Source organism: Prosthecobacter sp., assembly GCF_029946185.1.
Classification (GTDB): domain Bacteria; phylum Verrucomicrobiota; class Verrucomicrobiia; order Verrucomicrobiales; family Verrucomicrobiaceae; genus Prosthecobacter.
Map to the genome: position 1 here is coordinate 18243 of NZ_JAQSEA010000165.1, position 15796 is coordinate 34038.

Annotated in this window: 15 protein-coding genes; 5 read left to right on the forward strand and 10 right to left on the reverse strand. The window is 58.2% G+C overall.

Annotated features, from left to right (window positions below):
• The first annotated feature begins 76 nt into the window (after positions 1–76).
• Together PSV43_RS14490 and PSV43_RS14495 are read left to right on the forward strand one after the other, a co-directional pair.
• Positions 77–247 carry a hypothetical protein gene (locus PSV43_RS14490; protein ID WP_300198561.1) on the forward strand — a complete coding sequence of 57 codons (171 nt, stop codon included), beginning with the start codon at positions 77–79 and terminating at the stop codon, positions 245–247.
• Positions 248–829: 582 nt separating this feature from the next.
• Positions 830–1678: a putative zinc-binding metallopeptidase gene (locus PSV43_RS14495; protein ID WP_300198599.1), complete on the forward strand. Its 849-nt coding sequence runs from the start codon at positions 830–832 to the stop codon at positions 1676–1678.
• Positions 1679–2147: 469 nt separating this feature from the next.
• Here the strand turns inward: PSV43_RS14495 and PSV43_RS14500 are convergent, their stop codons facing one another.
• Positions 2148–4112, reverse strand: coding sequence for a hypothetical protein (locus PSV43_RS14500; RefSeq protein WP_300198564.1), 1965 nt, complete (start codon positions 4110–4112; stop codon positions 2148–2150).
• Between the two features lie 12 nt (positions 4113–4124).
• Positions 4125–4532: a hypothetical protein gene (locus PSV43_RS14505; protein ID WP_300198567.1), complete on the reverse strand. Its 408-nt coding sequence runs from the start codon at positions 4530–4532 to the stop codon at positions 4125–4127.
• Positions 4533–4634: 102 nt separating this feature from the next.
• On the opposite strand from PSV43_RS14505, the gene PSV43_RS14510 reads away from it, so the two are divergent.
• On the forward strand, positions 4635–4853 hold the full coding sequence (locus tag PSV43_RS14510) for a hypothetical protein (RefSeq protein ID WP_300198570.1): 219 nt from the start codon (positions 4635–4637) through the stop codon (positions 4851–4853).
• A gap of 16 nt (positions 4854–4869) precedes the next feature.
• Here PSV43_RS14510 and PSV43_RS14515 read toward each other — a convergent pair whose 3' ends face one another.
• The 4 genes from PSV43_RS14515 to PSV43_RS14530 are packed head-to-tail and all read right to left on the reverse strand — an operon-like array spanning position 4870 to position 9373.
• Positions 4870–5478 (reverse strand): L,D-transpeptidase, encoded by a 609-nt coding sequence (locus tag PSV43_RS14515; RefSeq protein ID WP_300198573.1) that lies wholly within the window; start codon positions 5476–5478, stop codon positions 4870–4872.
• 4 nt (positions 5479–5482) lie between these two features.
• Positions 5483–5773: a hypothetical protein gene (locus PSV43_RS14520; RefSeq protein WP_300198576.1), complete on the reverse strand. Its 291-nt coding sequence runs from the start codon at positions 5771–5773 to the stop codon at positions 5483–5485.
• Positions 5770–6333 carry a DUF1318 domain-containing protein gene (locus tag PSV43_RS14525; protein ID WP_300198579.1) on the reverse strand — a complete coding sequence of 188 codons (564 nt, stop codon included), beginning with the start codon at positions 6331–6333 and terminating at the stop codon, positions 5770–5772. The genes PSV43_RS14520 and PSV43_RS14525 overlap by 4 nt, the downstream gene beginning before the upstream one ends.
• Positions 6317–9373, reverse strand: coding sequence for a hypothetical protein (locus PSV43_RS14530; protein WP_300198583.1), 3057 nt, complete (start codon positions 9371–9373; stop codon positions 6317–6319). The genes PSV43_RS14525 and PSV43_RS14530 overlap by 17 nt, the downstream gene beginning before the upstream one ends.
• Before the next feature lie 166 nt (positions 9374–9539).
• Between PSV43_RS14530 and PSV43_RS14535 the strand changes: the two genes are divergently transcribed.
• Positions 9540–10067, forward strand: coding sequence for a DUF6702 family protein (locus PSV43_RS14535; protein ID WP_300198586.1), 528 nt, complete (start codon positions 9540–9542; stop codon positions 10065–10067).
• Between the two features lie 690 nt (positions 10068–10757).
• Here the strand turns inward: PSV43_RS14535 and PSV43_RS14540 are convergent.
• The 4 genes from PSV43_RS14540 to PSV43_RS14555 form a co-directional block, all read right to left on the reverse strand.
• Entirely contained in the window at positions 10758–11441 is a 684-nt protein-coding gene (locus tag PSV43_RS14540; RefSeq protein ID WP_300198589.1) for a hypothetical protein, read from the reverse strand.
• A 479-nt stretch (positions 11442–11920) separates the two neighbouring features.
• Positions 11921–12577, reverse strand: coding sequence for an ATP-dependent Clp protease proteolytic subunit (locus PSV43_RS14545; RefSeq protein ID WP_300198592.1), 657 nt, complete (start codon positions 12575–12577; stop codon positions 11921–11923).
• A 58-nt stretch (positions 12578–12635) separates the two neighbouring features.
• Positions 12636–12962, reverse strand: a complete 327-nt coding sequence (gene sugE / locus PSV43_RS14550) for a quaternary ammonium compound efflux SMR transporter SugE (RefSeq protein WP_300198594.1) — start codon at positions 12960–12962, stop codon at positions 12636–12638.
• A gap of 13 nt (positions 12963–12975) precedes the next feature.
• Positions 12976–14895 carry a serine/threonine-protein kinase gene (locus PSV43_RS14555; protein WP_300198596.1) on the reverse strand — a complete coding sequence of 640 codons (1920 nt, stop codon included), beginning with the start codon at positions 14893–14895 and terminating at the stop codon, positions 12976–12978.
• Positions 14896–15037: 142 nt separating this feature from the next.
• On the opposite strand from PSV43_RS14555, the gene PSV43_RS14560 reads away from it, so the two are divergent.
• Positions 15038–15796, forward strand: a 759-nt coding sequence (locus PSV43_RS14560; protein WP_300198597.1) for a ribose-phosphate pyrophosphokinase, incomplete at its 3' end; no start/stop codon positions are given.

Sequence of the window (15796 nt, forward strand, 5' to 3'; positions counted from 1 at the left end):
GGCGCAGGCAGGTGATCAGTTTCTTTTTCTAAAGTTGGTACGCGCAGTTGTGGAAGCAGATGCGATCTAAGGGTCTATGAAATCATTTTGCTGCATTCTTGCCACCCTCGCTGTGTCCCTGACCGTTCTCTCTAGCTGCAAAGAAAAAGGTCCGGCTGGAAAAATCGGAGACAAGATTGATGATGCCACTGACTCACGTCCTGCTGAAGGAGTGCGTGATGCCGTGGAAAAGGCCACTGGCAATTAAGCTTGGTTCGGTGATGCCGACATTGTTTGGCAAAGCGTGAACTGCTCCGTCAAGGTTTGACCTTGAGAGGAAAGATCATTTTGAGGTGACCCAGAGAAGTGCTTGCGAAAGCTCGGCTCCTCTGGGTTTTCTTACGTAAGGTTGTGGGCTTTCGTGAATGCGCGGGGAGATGGCAAAATCTAGGCAAACGGTGTTTTCCCGTGAAAATGGAAATGGTGTACGGTCAGCGTCATCCGCAAGGACGAACGAAGAGTCGCGAACTTTTTTGGTGCCCTTTGTTCGGGGTGTCCACCCATTCCATACTCTCCTGTGAAAACCTTCTCGTGCTCCTGCGGTAATCCGCTTTATTTTGAAAACACTCTCTGCCTCAAGTGCCAGCATGAGGTGGGCTTTGATCCTGCTGCGATCGACATGTGCTGCCTGGATGAGACAACGCCCTTGAAGCACTGCGCCAATGGAGCGGGCAATCTGCTGGCCTGTAACTGGCTGGTCCCGAAGGATGGAACTGAGACTTACTGCGTTTCCTGCAGGCTGTCCCAGCTCATTCCAAATTTGTCTTCCGCCAACACGGCGCAGTTGTGGATGAAAATGGAAGGAGCGAAGCGACGTGCGTTGTTCTCAATGCTTTCGTTGGGAATACCTTTGCAGCCGTTGCATGATCCCAACGCCAAGGGGGCCGTCAACGAGCATGGGCAGGCGGTGCCGCTGGCGCTTTCTTATCGAATCCTGCAACCGCTGCCGAATGCTCCGGTGATCACAGGGCATGATGCGGGTACGATCACGTTGAATCTGGAGGAGGCGGACGATGCCATTCGTGAGCGCAACCGGATGAATCTGAATGAGCCTTACCGCACCTTGCTGGGTCACTTTCGCCATGAGATCGGGCATTATTATTGGAGCATGTGGTTCGAGAATGATCCCAAGGGTGAGGAGGTTCTGGGGGCATTCAGGGAGCTGTTTGGGGATGAGAGTGCGGACTATGGAGCGGCAATGAATGCGTATTATAGCAATGGAGCGCAGGTCGGATGGCAGGAGCGGTGCATCAGTGCTTATTCCACGATGCATCCTTGGGAAGAGTGGGCGGAGACCTGGGCGCATTATCTCCACATGATCGACGCGCTGGAGTCCTTTGAGTCTTTGGGATTGCGCAAGAGCGCTGCGATGCCGAAGGAGACAATTGAAAAAATAGTGCCGCTGCCGAAGCCTTTTCAGAGCGCACCCGTGGCTGAGTTCACCCACAAATTGCAGACCTGGCTGGAGATCACTCCTGCCATCAATGAATTGTCCTCAAGCCTAGGGCATAACATGTCATACCCGTTCGTGGTGTCAGCGCCGGTCGTGAGGAAGCTGTTCTTCATCCATTGCATGGTGAAGCGTCAGGTAAATGAGGCCAAAAATCAGCCATCAACTGCTGCGACCCAAGCGAGGTGAAAAAGAGGCACAGCTGCGAAGCTGGCTAAAAATCAAAAATCCAAGACATCGGCCGGCTTTGTGGAGCGCCGCACAGAGGATTGCCTTTGGCTCGGTGCGCGGGGTGCGGACCTCTATGGGGGATGCCTGTCGGCCTTTCCTACACGCGATCTTTGGCCGTGGTTGCTGCCACTTGATGATTCAAGTGCTCTAGTTCTACCTTGTTAAGAGTTTGGGATGAAGCGGCGCGTTCCTTGTTCCACAGGAACAAGGCTACTTTGCTGCGCCAGTATAGTAGCCATCCTCGCTCTGCGAGATTAGGCATGCGTGACCCTGCTTGCACTGCGTTCTCACAAGTCGATGACGTGTTGGCCTGCGTGAGCGGTGGGTACCTCTCGCGGAGCGAGAGGACTCCTGTGCGCTTCGCGCTAGGCGGAGCGGGGGCGAACACGACCTAACGAGGGGCATTCACAACTGCGCCATGGGGGGCTTAGTTGTTGAGCGCGGAGGTTGGCTCGGGGGTGGTGGATGGTGGCTCGTCGCCATTTTTGACCTGTTCCACGAGGCGCTTAATGCCGTCGCGGGCCATCTCGCTAAGGGGGTGCATGCTCTTGGCCTTCAAGTACCATGCGATGGCGGAGCCGACCTGCTGTTTTTCCTCCTGCTGGCGGGCGTTTTCAATGGCGGTGACGAACTCACTGGCCTTCACGCCGAGATCTGCACGCATTTTGCTGAGGACGGGATCGTCGGGAAAAAGCTTTGATTCTTTCTCCACTTTTTCCCATGCGGCGGGAGGGCTGCTGGCGGCCATTTCCTTGGCACCGCCGAGGATGAGTTCCAGCCGGCCCATGTCCTTGAGGACTTTTTCAAGCTGCTGCTTGCGGGTGAGGTCATCGGCGACGGCGGCGATGAAGGGGGCCTGGTTTTCGAAGATCTGGCGGTAGTTGCGCTGGCTGAGGAGGCGGTCGAATTCCATGAGCGCCTGGGACTTCATGTCGGTGGACTGCATCATTTGCTCGCTGAGCTGAGTGACGCGGGGATTGGTGGGCCAGATTTCAGCGGCCGTCCTCATCTCCTTCTCCATGGCCACGGCATCCTTGCTGCCCATGGCGGCATTGGCGTTGTTCACGTGGAGGTTGCTCATGGTTTTGGCGGTCTGAATGGCGGCGAGAGGCTTGGCGTATTCAAAGTCGTCGGAGGCGGCGCGCAGTTCAGTGACGACTACCTCGGCGCTGGCATAGTCCTTCATTTCCAGGAAGGAGAGCAGCTTGTTTTTCTTGCGCACGAAGTCCAGCACCTTGGTCTTTTCAGACATGGGCAAGCGACGGATGCGAGGGAGGTATTCGCCGACGGCATAGGCTTCGAGCAGGCGGTTGCTGGCGCTGTCCACATCCCGGCGGGCGACGAGATTTTCGAAGGAGACGAGAGATTCATCGACGCTGCGAATGGCCTCCAGGGAGAGGCCGTCGATCATGCTGACGGTGGGAGGGACGCCGAAGCTGCTGGAGAGGAGCTTTTGCACGTCGCTGTCCTTTTCGAGCTGAAGGATGCTTTCGCCGTCGCGGAAGAGATTGGGGTAGAAGCGGCAGGCGATGACGGCGTGCTCAAAGCGGCGCTGCATGAACATCTGAATGATGAGGGCCTGAAACTGGATCTTGCTGGTGACTTCGGAGAGGCCCATGGCGGCCTCATTTAATTTGGTGCGGGCTTCGATTTCAGCGATGCCTTTGATGTAGCCGGAGGTGCGGCCGACGGTGGCGCTGTTGTTCTGCTGAGTCTGTGCATTGTTCTGCTTTGAGCCGTTTTTGGAGGCGGGGCCACTGGCGTTGGCCAGGGGGGTGGCGTTCATGCCCATTTCCGCATTCCATTCGAGCTGCTTGCGGCGATCCATCATGGCGACGTTGGCGAGCTTGCGTTCGTTGACGCGTTTTTGTGCGGTCCACACATCCCAGATGGCATTGGCGACGGCATTGCAGAGGCCGCCGTCGATTCTTGCTGCGCCGGCCTCTGGCAGAAGGGCGAAGGCCTTCATGACTTCGGGGCCGCGGGCCTGCGCCTTGGTCACAGGATCGGGCGCCTGTTTGTGAGTGGGGGCGAGCAGTTCCATGATCTGCGCCATGAGATCACGATAGGCCTGGTCTTCGGGGCCGTTGGCTTCCGGGGTGGTGAGATAGGTCTCAAAGCGGGAACGCATGAGGCGGTTGTTGGTCACGTTCCAGAGCTTGCCGTTGAAGGCGACGTTCTCGGAACCGGGATCCGCCATGGGCATGTTGTTGAGACCGGTCTGGGTGTCGGTCTGCCGGTCTGAGGCGGAACCGGGCACCATGTTGTAATTGTTATTGGAGTTGGTGGTCGTGGTGGCCGGGGGAGCACCGACACCGGTGCTGCCAGGGAGGACCTGGGCGCTGGCGGGACAGAGCGCGGCGAGGACAAGGGCAAAAGTTAGGCGCTTCATGACGGTGTGGGTTTACGCTTTGATAAGTTCGAGCACTTCGAGCACGCCGGTTTCCATGACGCGCACTTTGAAGATGTAACGTTGGCGGCGCTGGATGTTGGCACCTTTGTAATCCGATGGCACCCAGACAGGAACGAAAGTATGGCCTGAGCCGTCGCTAATCTGCAAGCTGAAGAGGCGGCCTTCGGCACTGCGCCAGTTGTCGAGCCGGTCATCCACGACGCCTTCGACCTTGTATTCGTTGCCGCTGAGAGCGGTGGCGTTTTCCATGAACTCATCGGCGCTGAGCTCGGTGACGCCGGTCATCGGATCGGAGGTGCGATGCATCAAAAAGTAGCCACCGACGCCGACGAAGGCGAGAATGGCGATCAATCCCAGCCAGTGGGTGGGGCGGACTCCAGATTGGGCACGGCGTGACATGGGAAGATCAGGAAGATTTGGGTGGTGGGATAAGTGAAAGGCAGGCTAAAAATCGACGACAATCGCTGGCTGTCCAATCCAAGATGAAGCAGGTTGGCATGCATGGAGGAATCCGTCAGAACTAATATCCGCACTTATCGCGATTCGTTTCAAGGAATCGGATGTGGCGCCGGGTGCATGGTGCATGTGGTTTTAATATGCTTTCTCGGGCTGGCGGTGCTGGTATGGTGCATCAAAAACCGTGCCTGGGAGCTGAGCGTGACGGTGGAGATGCCGGCGGAGAAAAAAGCCGTGCCGGAAGCGGAAAAGCCAGATCCGTAAGGGTGGCAAATGTGGATCATGGCGCGTCAGGAAGTGCAGCGCTGCTGCCGCGGATGCGAACTGGAGTGCCAATCTGGGCATGCTCCCAGATCACCTGCTGCGGCTCGGCGGGGGTGCGGATGCAGCCTTTGCTGGAAAGCTCCCCCGGCTTGAACTCGCCCTGATGAATGCCGACGCCGGGCCAGGTCAGGCGCAGCCAGTGTGGCATTTCATAGCCTTCGTAGCGGGTGCCGGGCGGTGGCGGGCCGCGATGCTCCCAGGTGCGCCATACGACGACCTCATGCGTGTCTGGCTTGACGAATTTACCATAGCGGTTGGAAAACTTTGTCGGCAGTTTTTCGAGTACTTTGAAATCGCCGGTGGGTGTGGGCGTGGTGTTCCGACCCGAGGAAATTTGTGTCACCACGACGGCGACCTTGTCTGCATTGAGCAAACGCATTTCCTGCGTGCTCAGGTCGATTTCGATGCTTGCCGACGCTGGTTTCAAGGCGGCAGCCGGGGCGGTGTCGATGTGATAGACCGGTTTGGGAGCCACCGCTGCGGCTGGTGTGCGGCGTTGCAGCAGAGTGCAAGCGGGCAGGAGACCTAGCGCCAGCAGAGCAAGCAGTCGCAGGGGGGAGGGCATGCCCTCAATTCTCGCCACTTTCGGCAATGTCAAAAAAATTCCCTGCGATACCCCAAGCCAAGTCCGTGCGTGGCAGAATGCCTTCACCACCGATGTAGTAGCGGCTGAAGATGATGTAGTTGTCACGGTATACGCCGGTGCTGGTGCCGGCGGAGAAGATGGAGGCGACCTTGAGGCTTAATGAGCCGGCGATACCGTGCTTCTGCTGCATGTAGGTGCGGAATTCGGACTCGGTGGGATTGGTGAAGGCGAGAACAACGGACAACGAGATGAGCAGGAAGAGGATGATTCTCATGGTTTGGGTGTGGCTGGCGTGGTGGTTGGCTGAATGGCGGGGGGAGTAGTCTTGGCTTCGACTCGTTTTAACTCAAACGAACCGGGAGTGTTGCCTGGAACTTCGATCCATTCGCCGGTGCCGGCCTGTTCGCTGCGCAGGCGCCACTGCTCGTCCTCAATTTCAAAGAGAGGACGGTTGGACTCCTTGGCCTTCTTGCGCATGAGCAGCATGCGGTCTTCATTTTCGGCGGCGACGGCTTTTTTCACCTGTGCGCCCCATTCGCCGGAGGGTACTTCACGGATCTGGAGGAGACCGCGATGGTCTTCGCTGACGAGCTGGTTGTTTTTCAAGGTCTGGATTTCCTGCATGCGATTGCGCATGCGATCGGTGGCTTCGCTGGCGTTTTTGAGAGCCTCTTTGTCCTGCGGTTCGTCGCCGCGGTACTGGTAAACATCCAGCCGCATGTTGAGGTTCACTTCGAGAGGCTTTGGTGTGGTGATCGGCACCTCGGGCAGTTTGCATGCGACCAGAGCGACTGCGAGAGAGCAGAGGATGAGTCTTTCAGCGTGCCAATGCATCTGCGGTCTCGGATTTGAGTGGTTCCACTTTCCAGCGGTGATCATAGACATTCACTTCGAACTTGCGCGAGCCCTTCGGGCCGGAGAAGCGCAGATGTCCGCGACCCTCACGTCCGTAGAAGCGTGCTTTGCCATCAATGTTCTCATACTCGAAGTCGCGCAGCGTTTCCAGTCCGATGCGGGTTATTTGATCGCCGATGGTGCCGGTGAGGGCTTTTGGCAGAGATTTGATCACGTTATTGAGGGCGGCGATGCTGAACTTGCCATGGGAGCGGTTTTTGAATTCTGCGTCTCCCTGATACAGCTCGTTCTTGTTTCCAGTCGCGATGATCTTGCCCTGGACCTTGCCGTCGATCAGAAAGTACTCTGGAAACAAGGTCGTCGTTATGGGCTGCAGGTCCACATCCGTGCCGGCCACCCAGCCGTCCCAGGTGAAGGTTTCGTCCAGATAGATGTCGAACGCGCCGTTCACATAACCGCCGTAGGCCGAACTGCCGAACAGGCCGTAGATGCCATGTGCGTCATATGTCACGCTGAGGTGGGCATTTTCGAAGTGGAGCTGCTTCCAGCGCAGTTGCTGGACGGAGAAGGTCTCGGTCAGATTGTTGCTCCGGTCTTTCAATGGCAGATTGAAATGCACCAGGCCTTTCATGCCACGGAACTCGAGCTTCAGATCCTTCAATGTGTAATCGTCCGTCGGAATGTTGAATTGGGCGTCGAGCTGGCCGCTTTCCAATTTGGAGGTGAAGCTGAAGGGAAACGGACGGCTGATGCCTGCGAGCGGCACGCCCTTGGGCGCGATGATCAGCTTGCCGTCGGTGACTGCCAGGGTGTCCACCTGCCAGCCTGGGGCGGTGGGTTTGGGTGGCTCGGGGGGGCCAAAGGTTGCATCGGGTATGGGGGCTTCGCCGTGCATGGATTTGCGATAGTTTTCCACATACCAGAACAGGTCTTCGCCGACATAGAGAATGGGGGAGACGATTTCGACGCGGTCAATGCGGCGGTGCAGCAGGCCGTCGAGCGTGTAGTTCACCTGGATGACATCCATTTCCGCCACGGTGCGCAGTGCTTCGTGAGGGGAGGGGATGCGCAGGCGTGTGAGCTGGATGGTCTGGGGCTCCACATTCTTTGCCAAGCCGTCCAGATCGAGAGGTGTCTCATTGGCGGCGAGGTTCACATCAAAACTCACCGGTGGCAGACCTGGTGCGATGCTGACCAGCGTTATGCCCAGCTTAACCACTTCGATTTTCCCTGCGGTCCAGCGCGCAGCCGTGGCGTCTGCTTTTTGCTCAACCACTGCCGCATCACCGCTGAACAAAGTCATGAGTGGATCTCCCAGCGCCACGTGGCCTTCTTGGATTTTCAATGATTCCAGACGCTGTGTGCGCCACATTTCCGGCAGCGATGCCAGAGCCTCCACATTCGCGAAAGTCAGCACGGGCAAGGTCGAGCGTTTAGGAATGTACATCTGCGCCAAGTGTATGCGCAGATGCTGCTTTGACTGCTCTGTCGTGATCGCAAAGTGAGTGGAGGATTCCAGGCGCTCCGCCAGTTGCATGGCGATGTCGAGTTCGGCATCGGTCACTGTCAGCGAGCCGAACTGCAGTTGCTTCCACCAGGGCAGGGCAGGTTTGAGCGATGTCTCCACCGGTGGTGTTTCGATCTTGTCAAACCAGGGGCCGTTTTCGGGGTTAAATGTCAAATGAGGCGTGTTCAGCACCAGCGATTCGACCTGCCACAGCTCACGAAAGCTGTCTGGCACCACCTCCAGTGTGGCTGACTTTGCCTGAACAAATGGGGGTGGCTGGGCGCTGGTGTCTTTGGGATTCCAACGGAGGGAAACATCGGTGAGCGTCAGTTTTTGCTTCACGGCTGAGCGCAGTCCTGCTGGGGAAATGCCCAGTGCTTCCAGGTTCGTGCTCCAAGCCAGTTCACCTGCCACAGGGGACAGTTCTGTGGGTGTTAGTTTCAGCGTGCCGTTTTGTACCTGCAGTGCATCGATTTTTGCCTGCCATGCAGAGGCCTGCTTGGATTCGCGTTTTGGCAGCAGGGCGGATTCGAGTTCAGGTGTCCACTCGACGACTGGCTTTTGCAGCAGCGCGCGTTCGACATGCCAGAGGCCGTTTAGGTCCTGGGATGCTTTCAGGTCAAGGGAGGTGGCGGTGATCTGACCTGCGCCGGTGAGGGGCTGCAGGTGGAGGTTTTTCAAATGTACTTCATGGGTGCCGCCTGCGAGCAAGCCGGCGTTGGAGAATCTGATGTCGCGCCCGTCCCACTCAAACTGCAGGCCGCCGCGCAAAGGTGGCAGTTTTGCGCGGAGCGCGGGGCTGAGCTGCTGCAACCAAGCGAGATCAAAATTGCCGTTCTTGAGCGAGGCTTTTTTGATGTTGATTTCGCTCCCGCGCATTTCGGTTTCCAAATGCATGCTGCTGAACACGGCCAGGCCGTGCCACTCGGCCTGCTGCAGGTCTGTGATCACGGTTTTAAACGAAGGTGATTTGCTGCCGCCAACCTCCAAATCCTGTACCTTCTGCGTGACGATGACACTGGAAAGGGGCAGCCAGTTTTCATCGCGCACGACGAACTTCGTGGGTGCCAGGTCAATCAAGTCGAGGCGCCAGCGAAAGGAGGAGGTGGCCGTTGCTGTGAGGGCGGCGGGTTGCGGTGGAGAGGGAAGCAGCCAGGCGAGCGGTACATCAACCACTGCATCCTCCACTTTGAGGCCGCCGAGATTTCCTTGGGATAGCTGGCTCCAATTGGGCCGCCACTCCAAGTTGGCGACGCTGGAAATGTGTTTTGAACTGGGAAGGTCGAGGGTGCTGACCTCCCGCACGTGCAGGGCTCCGTCGTGCCAGTCGAGGGAGACGACCTCGACCTGCATGTCGCCGAGAAACCGGTGCAACAGGGCATTCGCGAGGGGGACGCGTTGGTGCCAGGCCAAACCGACCAAGAGGGTGAGCAGGATGAGGCCGGTGAGTCCGAGACGCCAGGTCCAGCGCCATAGGCGGCGGCGTTTGGAGATGGGGGCGGCGGATTTCACGTTGGCAGAATATTATGAAGTGGCGTGATTGAGCCGAACTGTTTTTACCGCAGATTCAGGAAACCCGCAGATTATTTCATGATTCAGGCATCGGGCATGACTGTTGGAGGCTACTTGGGGTGGCCCGGCTTGCGTATGAGGAGGCGGGGACTAAAGTCTGGGCTGCATGCGCGTTTTGTCAGTCATTCTCTTTTTTGTGGCGGTGACGTGTGTTTCCGCGCACTCGGTTCATACTTCCACGGCGGAGGCGGAGTACAATTTGAAGACGAAGAAGCTGGAGGTGAGTCTCACGGTTTTTGTGAGTGATTTGGAGCTTGCGCTGATCCGGCAGAGCGAGCGGGAGATGCGCATTGAGAAGACGCCTGCGGCGGAATTTGATGCGCAGGTTTTGGCGTATCTCGTGAAGACTTTTGTGGTGACGGATGCGGCGGGGAAGGTGTCGAAGATGGAGTGGGTGGGGCGGGAGATGGCTGATGTGAGCGCGAAGAGTGGTGATCCGGCGGTGGTGCTGTTTTTTGAGGTGGTGATGCCGGAGGGGTTGCAGGGCGGAAGGCTGCAGAACGCGGTTTTTAGCGAGATGTTTAAAGATCAGATCAACCTGCTACGGCTACGAGATGGTGATAAGAAAAACGAATTCTCGTTCACGCGCGAGCATCCATCCAAGATGCTCAATGTGCGCGAGATTACGCCTTGAGGAGTTGATCTCATAAAACGGTGGCATCGTGGCTCTGTCATGGAGCTGAAGAGGCATGCGGCGGGGCGTGTTGTGAACGCTGCTGGTGGGCGTGATGTGCGGCGGGGCGATGGGTTTGCTTCCCGGTTCTGGTGTTGATAACCCAGGGGAGCACTCGCTGAGGCTCGGCACCCCTGGGCTGTATTACGGAAGGCCGTTGGCCTTCAAGGCAGGCATGGGGTGGGAATCATGCTCGGGGTGGGTTATTGGCCGCAGTAGTGGAGCTGAAGAGGCTTTTGGCGGGGCGTGATGTGCGGCGGGGGGATGGGTGTGCTTCCCGGTTCTGGTGTTGATATAGCGGTTCGCAAAACTCATTTCCGCTTAACAGGCTGTTTCTTGCGCGCAGATCATGGGCTTTCTTCTTCGCTCTCCTGTGTCGAGCTACGAAGGACAGGTCGACGGCGGCTGGCTGAGGACAGCTAACCCTACCAGCACTGGGCATGCGCGTGCCTGGTGCGAGGTAGGGGCTTCGTCCTCCAAGCGCCGTCGAGCGTCGCCCGGTGCCGCTTTCCGGAAATCAGTTTTGGGAAACGCTATAACTGCGGTTTGCTCAGGACAAGCTTAGCAAGCAACGGGTGCAGCCTGAGTGAAGAGACGCATGGGTGTTCATTCCACTGCTTGGAATGGATGGATAAATCAGTGAACCAAGGACTATTTATAATTGGCCTGGAGCCATGAAAGCAGGTCCGAGAATCCTATGCCAAACCCTTGTTCGGCGAGATAGGTGTCATAATCGCGGCTTTCGACGAATCCGGTCGAGAATCTTCGAAGGCTCCTGGATGCTCCTGCAAACTGCCGAATAGCCGGACGAGGTGCCACATGTCTCCCGTGCGGGTGACGCAATGCATCTAAGGATGCATCCACTGTCCCGGCGCATTTTAAGAGCATTGTTTTGATCTCGTCGGGAACCGTAAACTTATCCCCATTTTTTGCTGCGCTGGCATCGCGAGCGCGAATATAACTCGGGAGGATGGCCACGACATCCGTCCAAGCCAATGCCAATGCATTGATAGCTGGCTGGTATTGGGGATCTAGGCCGGCGTCGCGAAAGGCGACTGGAATAGAGGGCGTCTTCAGTGTTGCGCCTGCTTCGAGGAGTTCAGGTTTTGGAATCTCGTTTAACAGACCGATGATGCTGCTGAAGCTTTCGTGATGGTAGGCTGCGGTGGCTATGGCGCGCAGATTGGATCCTTTTTCAACGACGACTGTCGGAGATGCCGGGGATGGAACGTCGGCGATCTCTACTTTTGGCAATGGCGGCACAACGACCTTTGCAGACTGTTTGCCGCATCCAGAGAGGGCAAGCAGCAGTGCGATGGTGACATTTATGCGCATAGGGATTTCAATGAATACGTATCAGCCAAAGAGTGGAGCGAGGATGTTGCGGGCGACTTTGATGGCTTGCATGCGGGCTTTGAGGGGGCAAGGGGTCAAGAGGTCAAGAGGTCAAGAGGTCAAGAGTCGTGGGGTTCGAGGTCTTGACAACCTTGACTTACCTGATGGCGGGGCTGCTGTGATGACCGCCCGAGTGGGTGGGGCTTTTGTGGCCGGTGTGTTTGCGGGCACGCTCGCGGACGGGCGGGCTGTCGCCACACCCATCCCACGAATCACTCGTGTCCGCTCACCCTTGCCTTTGACTTACTTCGTTCGCCCTTCGCTGCGCTGAGGTTCCTCCAAGGAGATCTTGGGGCATGCCATATCATCCGCGGGAAGAGGGGATTCGCTTTGGGGCCGGTCTTGCTGTTCGATATTTGGCGGTTTTTGGGCACAAAAAAGGGCGGGAGTTGAATCCCGCCCTCTTGAGTGAGTCTGTGTTACTTGGCTTCGCCAGAGATGTCTTTTTTGCCTTCGAGGACTTTGTCCACGAGGCCGTATTCGGCGGCCTGGGCGGCGGACATGTAATTGTCGCGGTCGGCGTCGCGCTCGATTTGTTCGACAGACTTGCCGGTGTGGTGGGCGAGAATGCGGTTGAGGCGCTTTTTGAGGCCGAACATGTATTCGACGGTGCGCTCGACGTCGCTGGCGGTGCCGCGTGCGCCCCCGGAGACCTGATGGATCATGATGTCGGAGTTTGGCAGGGCGTAGCGTTTGCCTTTGGTGCCTGCGGCGAGGAGGACGGCGCCCATGGAGGCGACGAGGCCGATGCTGTAGGTGCAGACGTCGCAGGTTAGGAACTGCATGGTGTCATAGATGGCGAGGCCGGCGGTGACGCTGCCGCCGGGGCTGTTGACGTAGATGTTGATTTCCTTTTTAGGGTCCTGCATTTGCAGGAAAAGAAGCTGGGCGATGATGAGGGAGGCCATGGTGTCATTGACCTCGCCGCCGAGGAAGATGATGCGGTCCTTCAGCAGGCGGGAGTAGATGTCATAGGCGCGCTCGCCACGGCCTTCGGATTCGATGACGGTGGGGACCATGTAACTGGCCTGCGGGGCGATGGAGGTGGGGAAATCGGGGTATTGGCTGTGGGTCATAACGGGAATGAAGAGGTGGGGTGGGGGATTGTCAAATGTGAGGGATGTTTTAGCGGGATCAGGTCTGGGAGGATGAGGCCAGTTTCAGGCCGACGACGCCAGCGACAATAAGCAGGATGCATACGAGCCGGGCGACGGTGCGGGGTTCATCAAAGATGTAAAGGCCGATCAAAGCGGTGCCGACTGCGCCGATGCCGGTCCAGATGGCGTAGGCTGTGCCGATGGGGAGTGTGCGCAGAGAGAGCGAGAGAAAGAAAAAGCTGGCGATCATGAGCGCGACGGTGATGACGCTGGGCCAGAGGCGCGTCCAGCCGGCGGTTTGTTTTAAACCAACAGCCCAGGCAATTTCGAGCAGTCCGGCGATGATGAGGTGGAACCAGGGCATGATGGAAACGAGATTACGCTGCAAGCCTCCTGTTGGGCGTGCATTTAGCGCTGCGGCCGACGGCGGCCAACCTGGCCGATGTGGGAGAGGAGTGCGGTGAGATGGAGGTCTTGGATGATACCTTTGCCGCACGCTGCTTGCGGCGGGCGATGACATCGTCGCGCTTGATGCGGACGGCGGCGGCGTCGGTCATGCGGCCTTTAGCGATGACTTCCTTTTCCAGAGCAAGGAGGACTTCGATGTAGCGGTCGTAGAGTGGCAGGGATGAGGCGTCCTTTTGCTGTGCGTATTTTTTTTCCGCTGTGCGGTAGGCGTTGCGCAGATTGACCACGGACCGGTGCAGGCTGGAGGGGTCGATGGACGGCATGAACTTATGAGTGGTGAAGCGCTGTCTTTCTTCACGCAGGGCGAGTGCTTCATCCAGCCGCCCGGCCTTGCTGACGTCCTGTGTGGCGCGGTCAAGCGCGGTGGAGTAACCCGTGCCCAAGGTGTTGAGCTGTTCGGTGTAGGCGGTGTTCACGTCCCGCTCAAAGGCGGTCTGAAACTGGGATTCCAACTGAGCGAGACGGTAAATGATCGGCTCGTTGGTGGTGGAGGGAGTGGGCGGTGAAACTGGGGTGATGGTGGTGCGTGGGGTGGCCGGTGCCATGACGGGTGGTGAGATGCTTGAGGGAGGAGGCCTCACAGGCGGAGGTGTGACCGTGGGTGGCAGCGGTTTTGGCGTGGGTTGCGGGGAAGGGGCCGTGGCGATCTTTGGCGTGGGTGCCGGGGAAGGGGTGGTCGTCGTCTTTTCGGCAGACTCAAGCGGATTGGGGTGAGTGGCGGGGTGCTGGCGATTGAGGATGAACCAGCCGCCGACACCGAGCATGAGCATTGCGGCGATGACGTAGGGCAGCGTCGAAGAGGATTCGGCTTTGGGTGGTGGCTCATACGGCTCATGCGGGGGCATGGTGCGCTGCTGGGCGGAGCCGGGATTGCGTGAGGAGGGGACGACGGTGCGGCCGGGGATATGTGGCGGCTGCTTGGGCAGGACGGCGCTGGATTCCTGGCCTGAGATGGCGCGGGGAGTGGTCAGGATCACGTCGAGCGCCTGACGCAATTCGTGGCTGCTTTGATAACGCTCCTCGCGATCATGCTCCAAGGCGCGGCGGACGATGGCGTCAAAGCGGGGGTCAATGCTTTGAAATTTTTGTGACGGCATTTTAAACATGCCGCGTGGGATGTCGCCGGTGAGCATCTGATACAGCATGACGCCGACGGCATAGATGTCCGCGCGGCCGTCCACATCCGAGCCGTACATGAGTGTCTCCGGTGCCACGTAGTCGGGTGTGCCCATGGCCATGCCGGTTTGAGTGAGGCCTGAGTTCTGAGTTTTGTCGGAAAGCTTGGCGAGGCCGAAGTCGGCGACTTTGACGCGGCCTTCGATGTCGATCAGGACATTGGAGGGCTTGATGTCACGATGGACGATGCCCTGCTTGTGGGCGTAGCCGAGGGCATCACACAAATGTGCGGTGATGGCGAGGGCGTGCTCGGGGGGCAGCTTGCCTTCACGGGCGATCATACGCTGGACGTCGGTGCCATCGACGTATTCCATGACGAAATAGAGCTGGCCGTCGGCGGTGCGGCCGAAATCATACACGCTGACGATGGCGGGGTGATTCATGCGGCCCATCAGGCGGGCCTCGTTTTTGAAGCGCTCGGCGAAGGCAAGATCCTGCCGTTCGATGGCCGGGGGGAGCAGTTTGATCGCCACGGCACGGTCCAGACTGAGCTGGAGGCCTTTGTACACCGCGCCCATGCCGCCACGACCGACGAGCATGTGTACTTCATACTGTGGCAGTATGGCCTGCAATTCCTCCGGCGTGGGCGGTTCCCAGCGCCAGCCGCCGCCGGTGGTCTTTGGCGGAGGGATGGGATTGAAGGAATCACTCATGGCGGGGCTAGGGAAGTGCGTGCCGGTTTGGTAGTGGAATAACCGCTAGAGGTACGAGAAGTTGTCACGAAGCACAAGCTTTGAGACGTGGAATGACGCGATGGGTTGATTTGTGTGACGGCCTCGCCTAACTCCGCGACCCATGAATGAAAGTCTGAAGATCTTAAGCGGCTCCGCCCACCCAACGCTGGCGAAGTCGATTGCCGAAAACATGAACATTGATCTCTGTGCTGCAGAGCTGACCACTTTTCCGGACGGTGAGACTTTCGTGCAAATCCATGAGAACATCCGCGGTGGGGATGTCTTTATTGTGCAGCCGACCTGCCCGCCGACGAACCAGAACCTGATGGAACTGCTGATCATGGTGGATGCCGTGCGCCGCGCGAGCGCGAACCGAATCACTGCGGTGCTGCCATTTTTTGGCTATGCCCGGCAGGACCGTAAAGACCGCCCGCGGGTGCCGATCACGGCAAAGCTGGTGGCGAATCTGCTGGTAGCGGCCGGGGTGAACCGAGTGCTCACGGTGGACCTGCACGCCGGGCAGATTCAGGGCTTTTTTGACATTCCTGTGGATCATCTTTATGCGGCCCCCGTGTTGATGAAGACGATCCGCGAGCGCGAGATCGGCGATCTTGTGGTGGTCTCTCCTGACGTGGGGGGCATCAAGATGACGCATGCTTTTGCGAAGGCGCTCGGCGCCCCGATGGCGATCGTGGCCAAAAATCGTGTCAGTGCCGAAGAAGTGGAGGCGCACAGCGTCATCGGAGACGTGGCGGGAAAAAACGTCCTGCTGGTCGATGACCTGACCGAAACCGCCGGGACGCTCACCGCTGCGGCCGATCTGCTGCTGAAGCACGGGGCGAAAAAGATTTATGCCGGGGTCTCGCACGCTGTGCTGGGT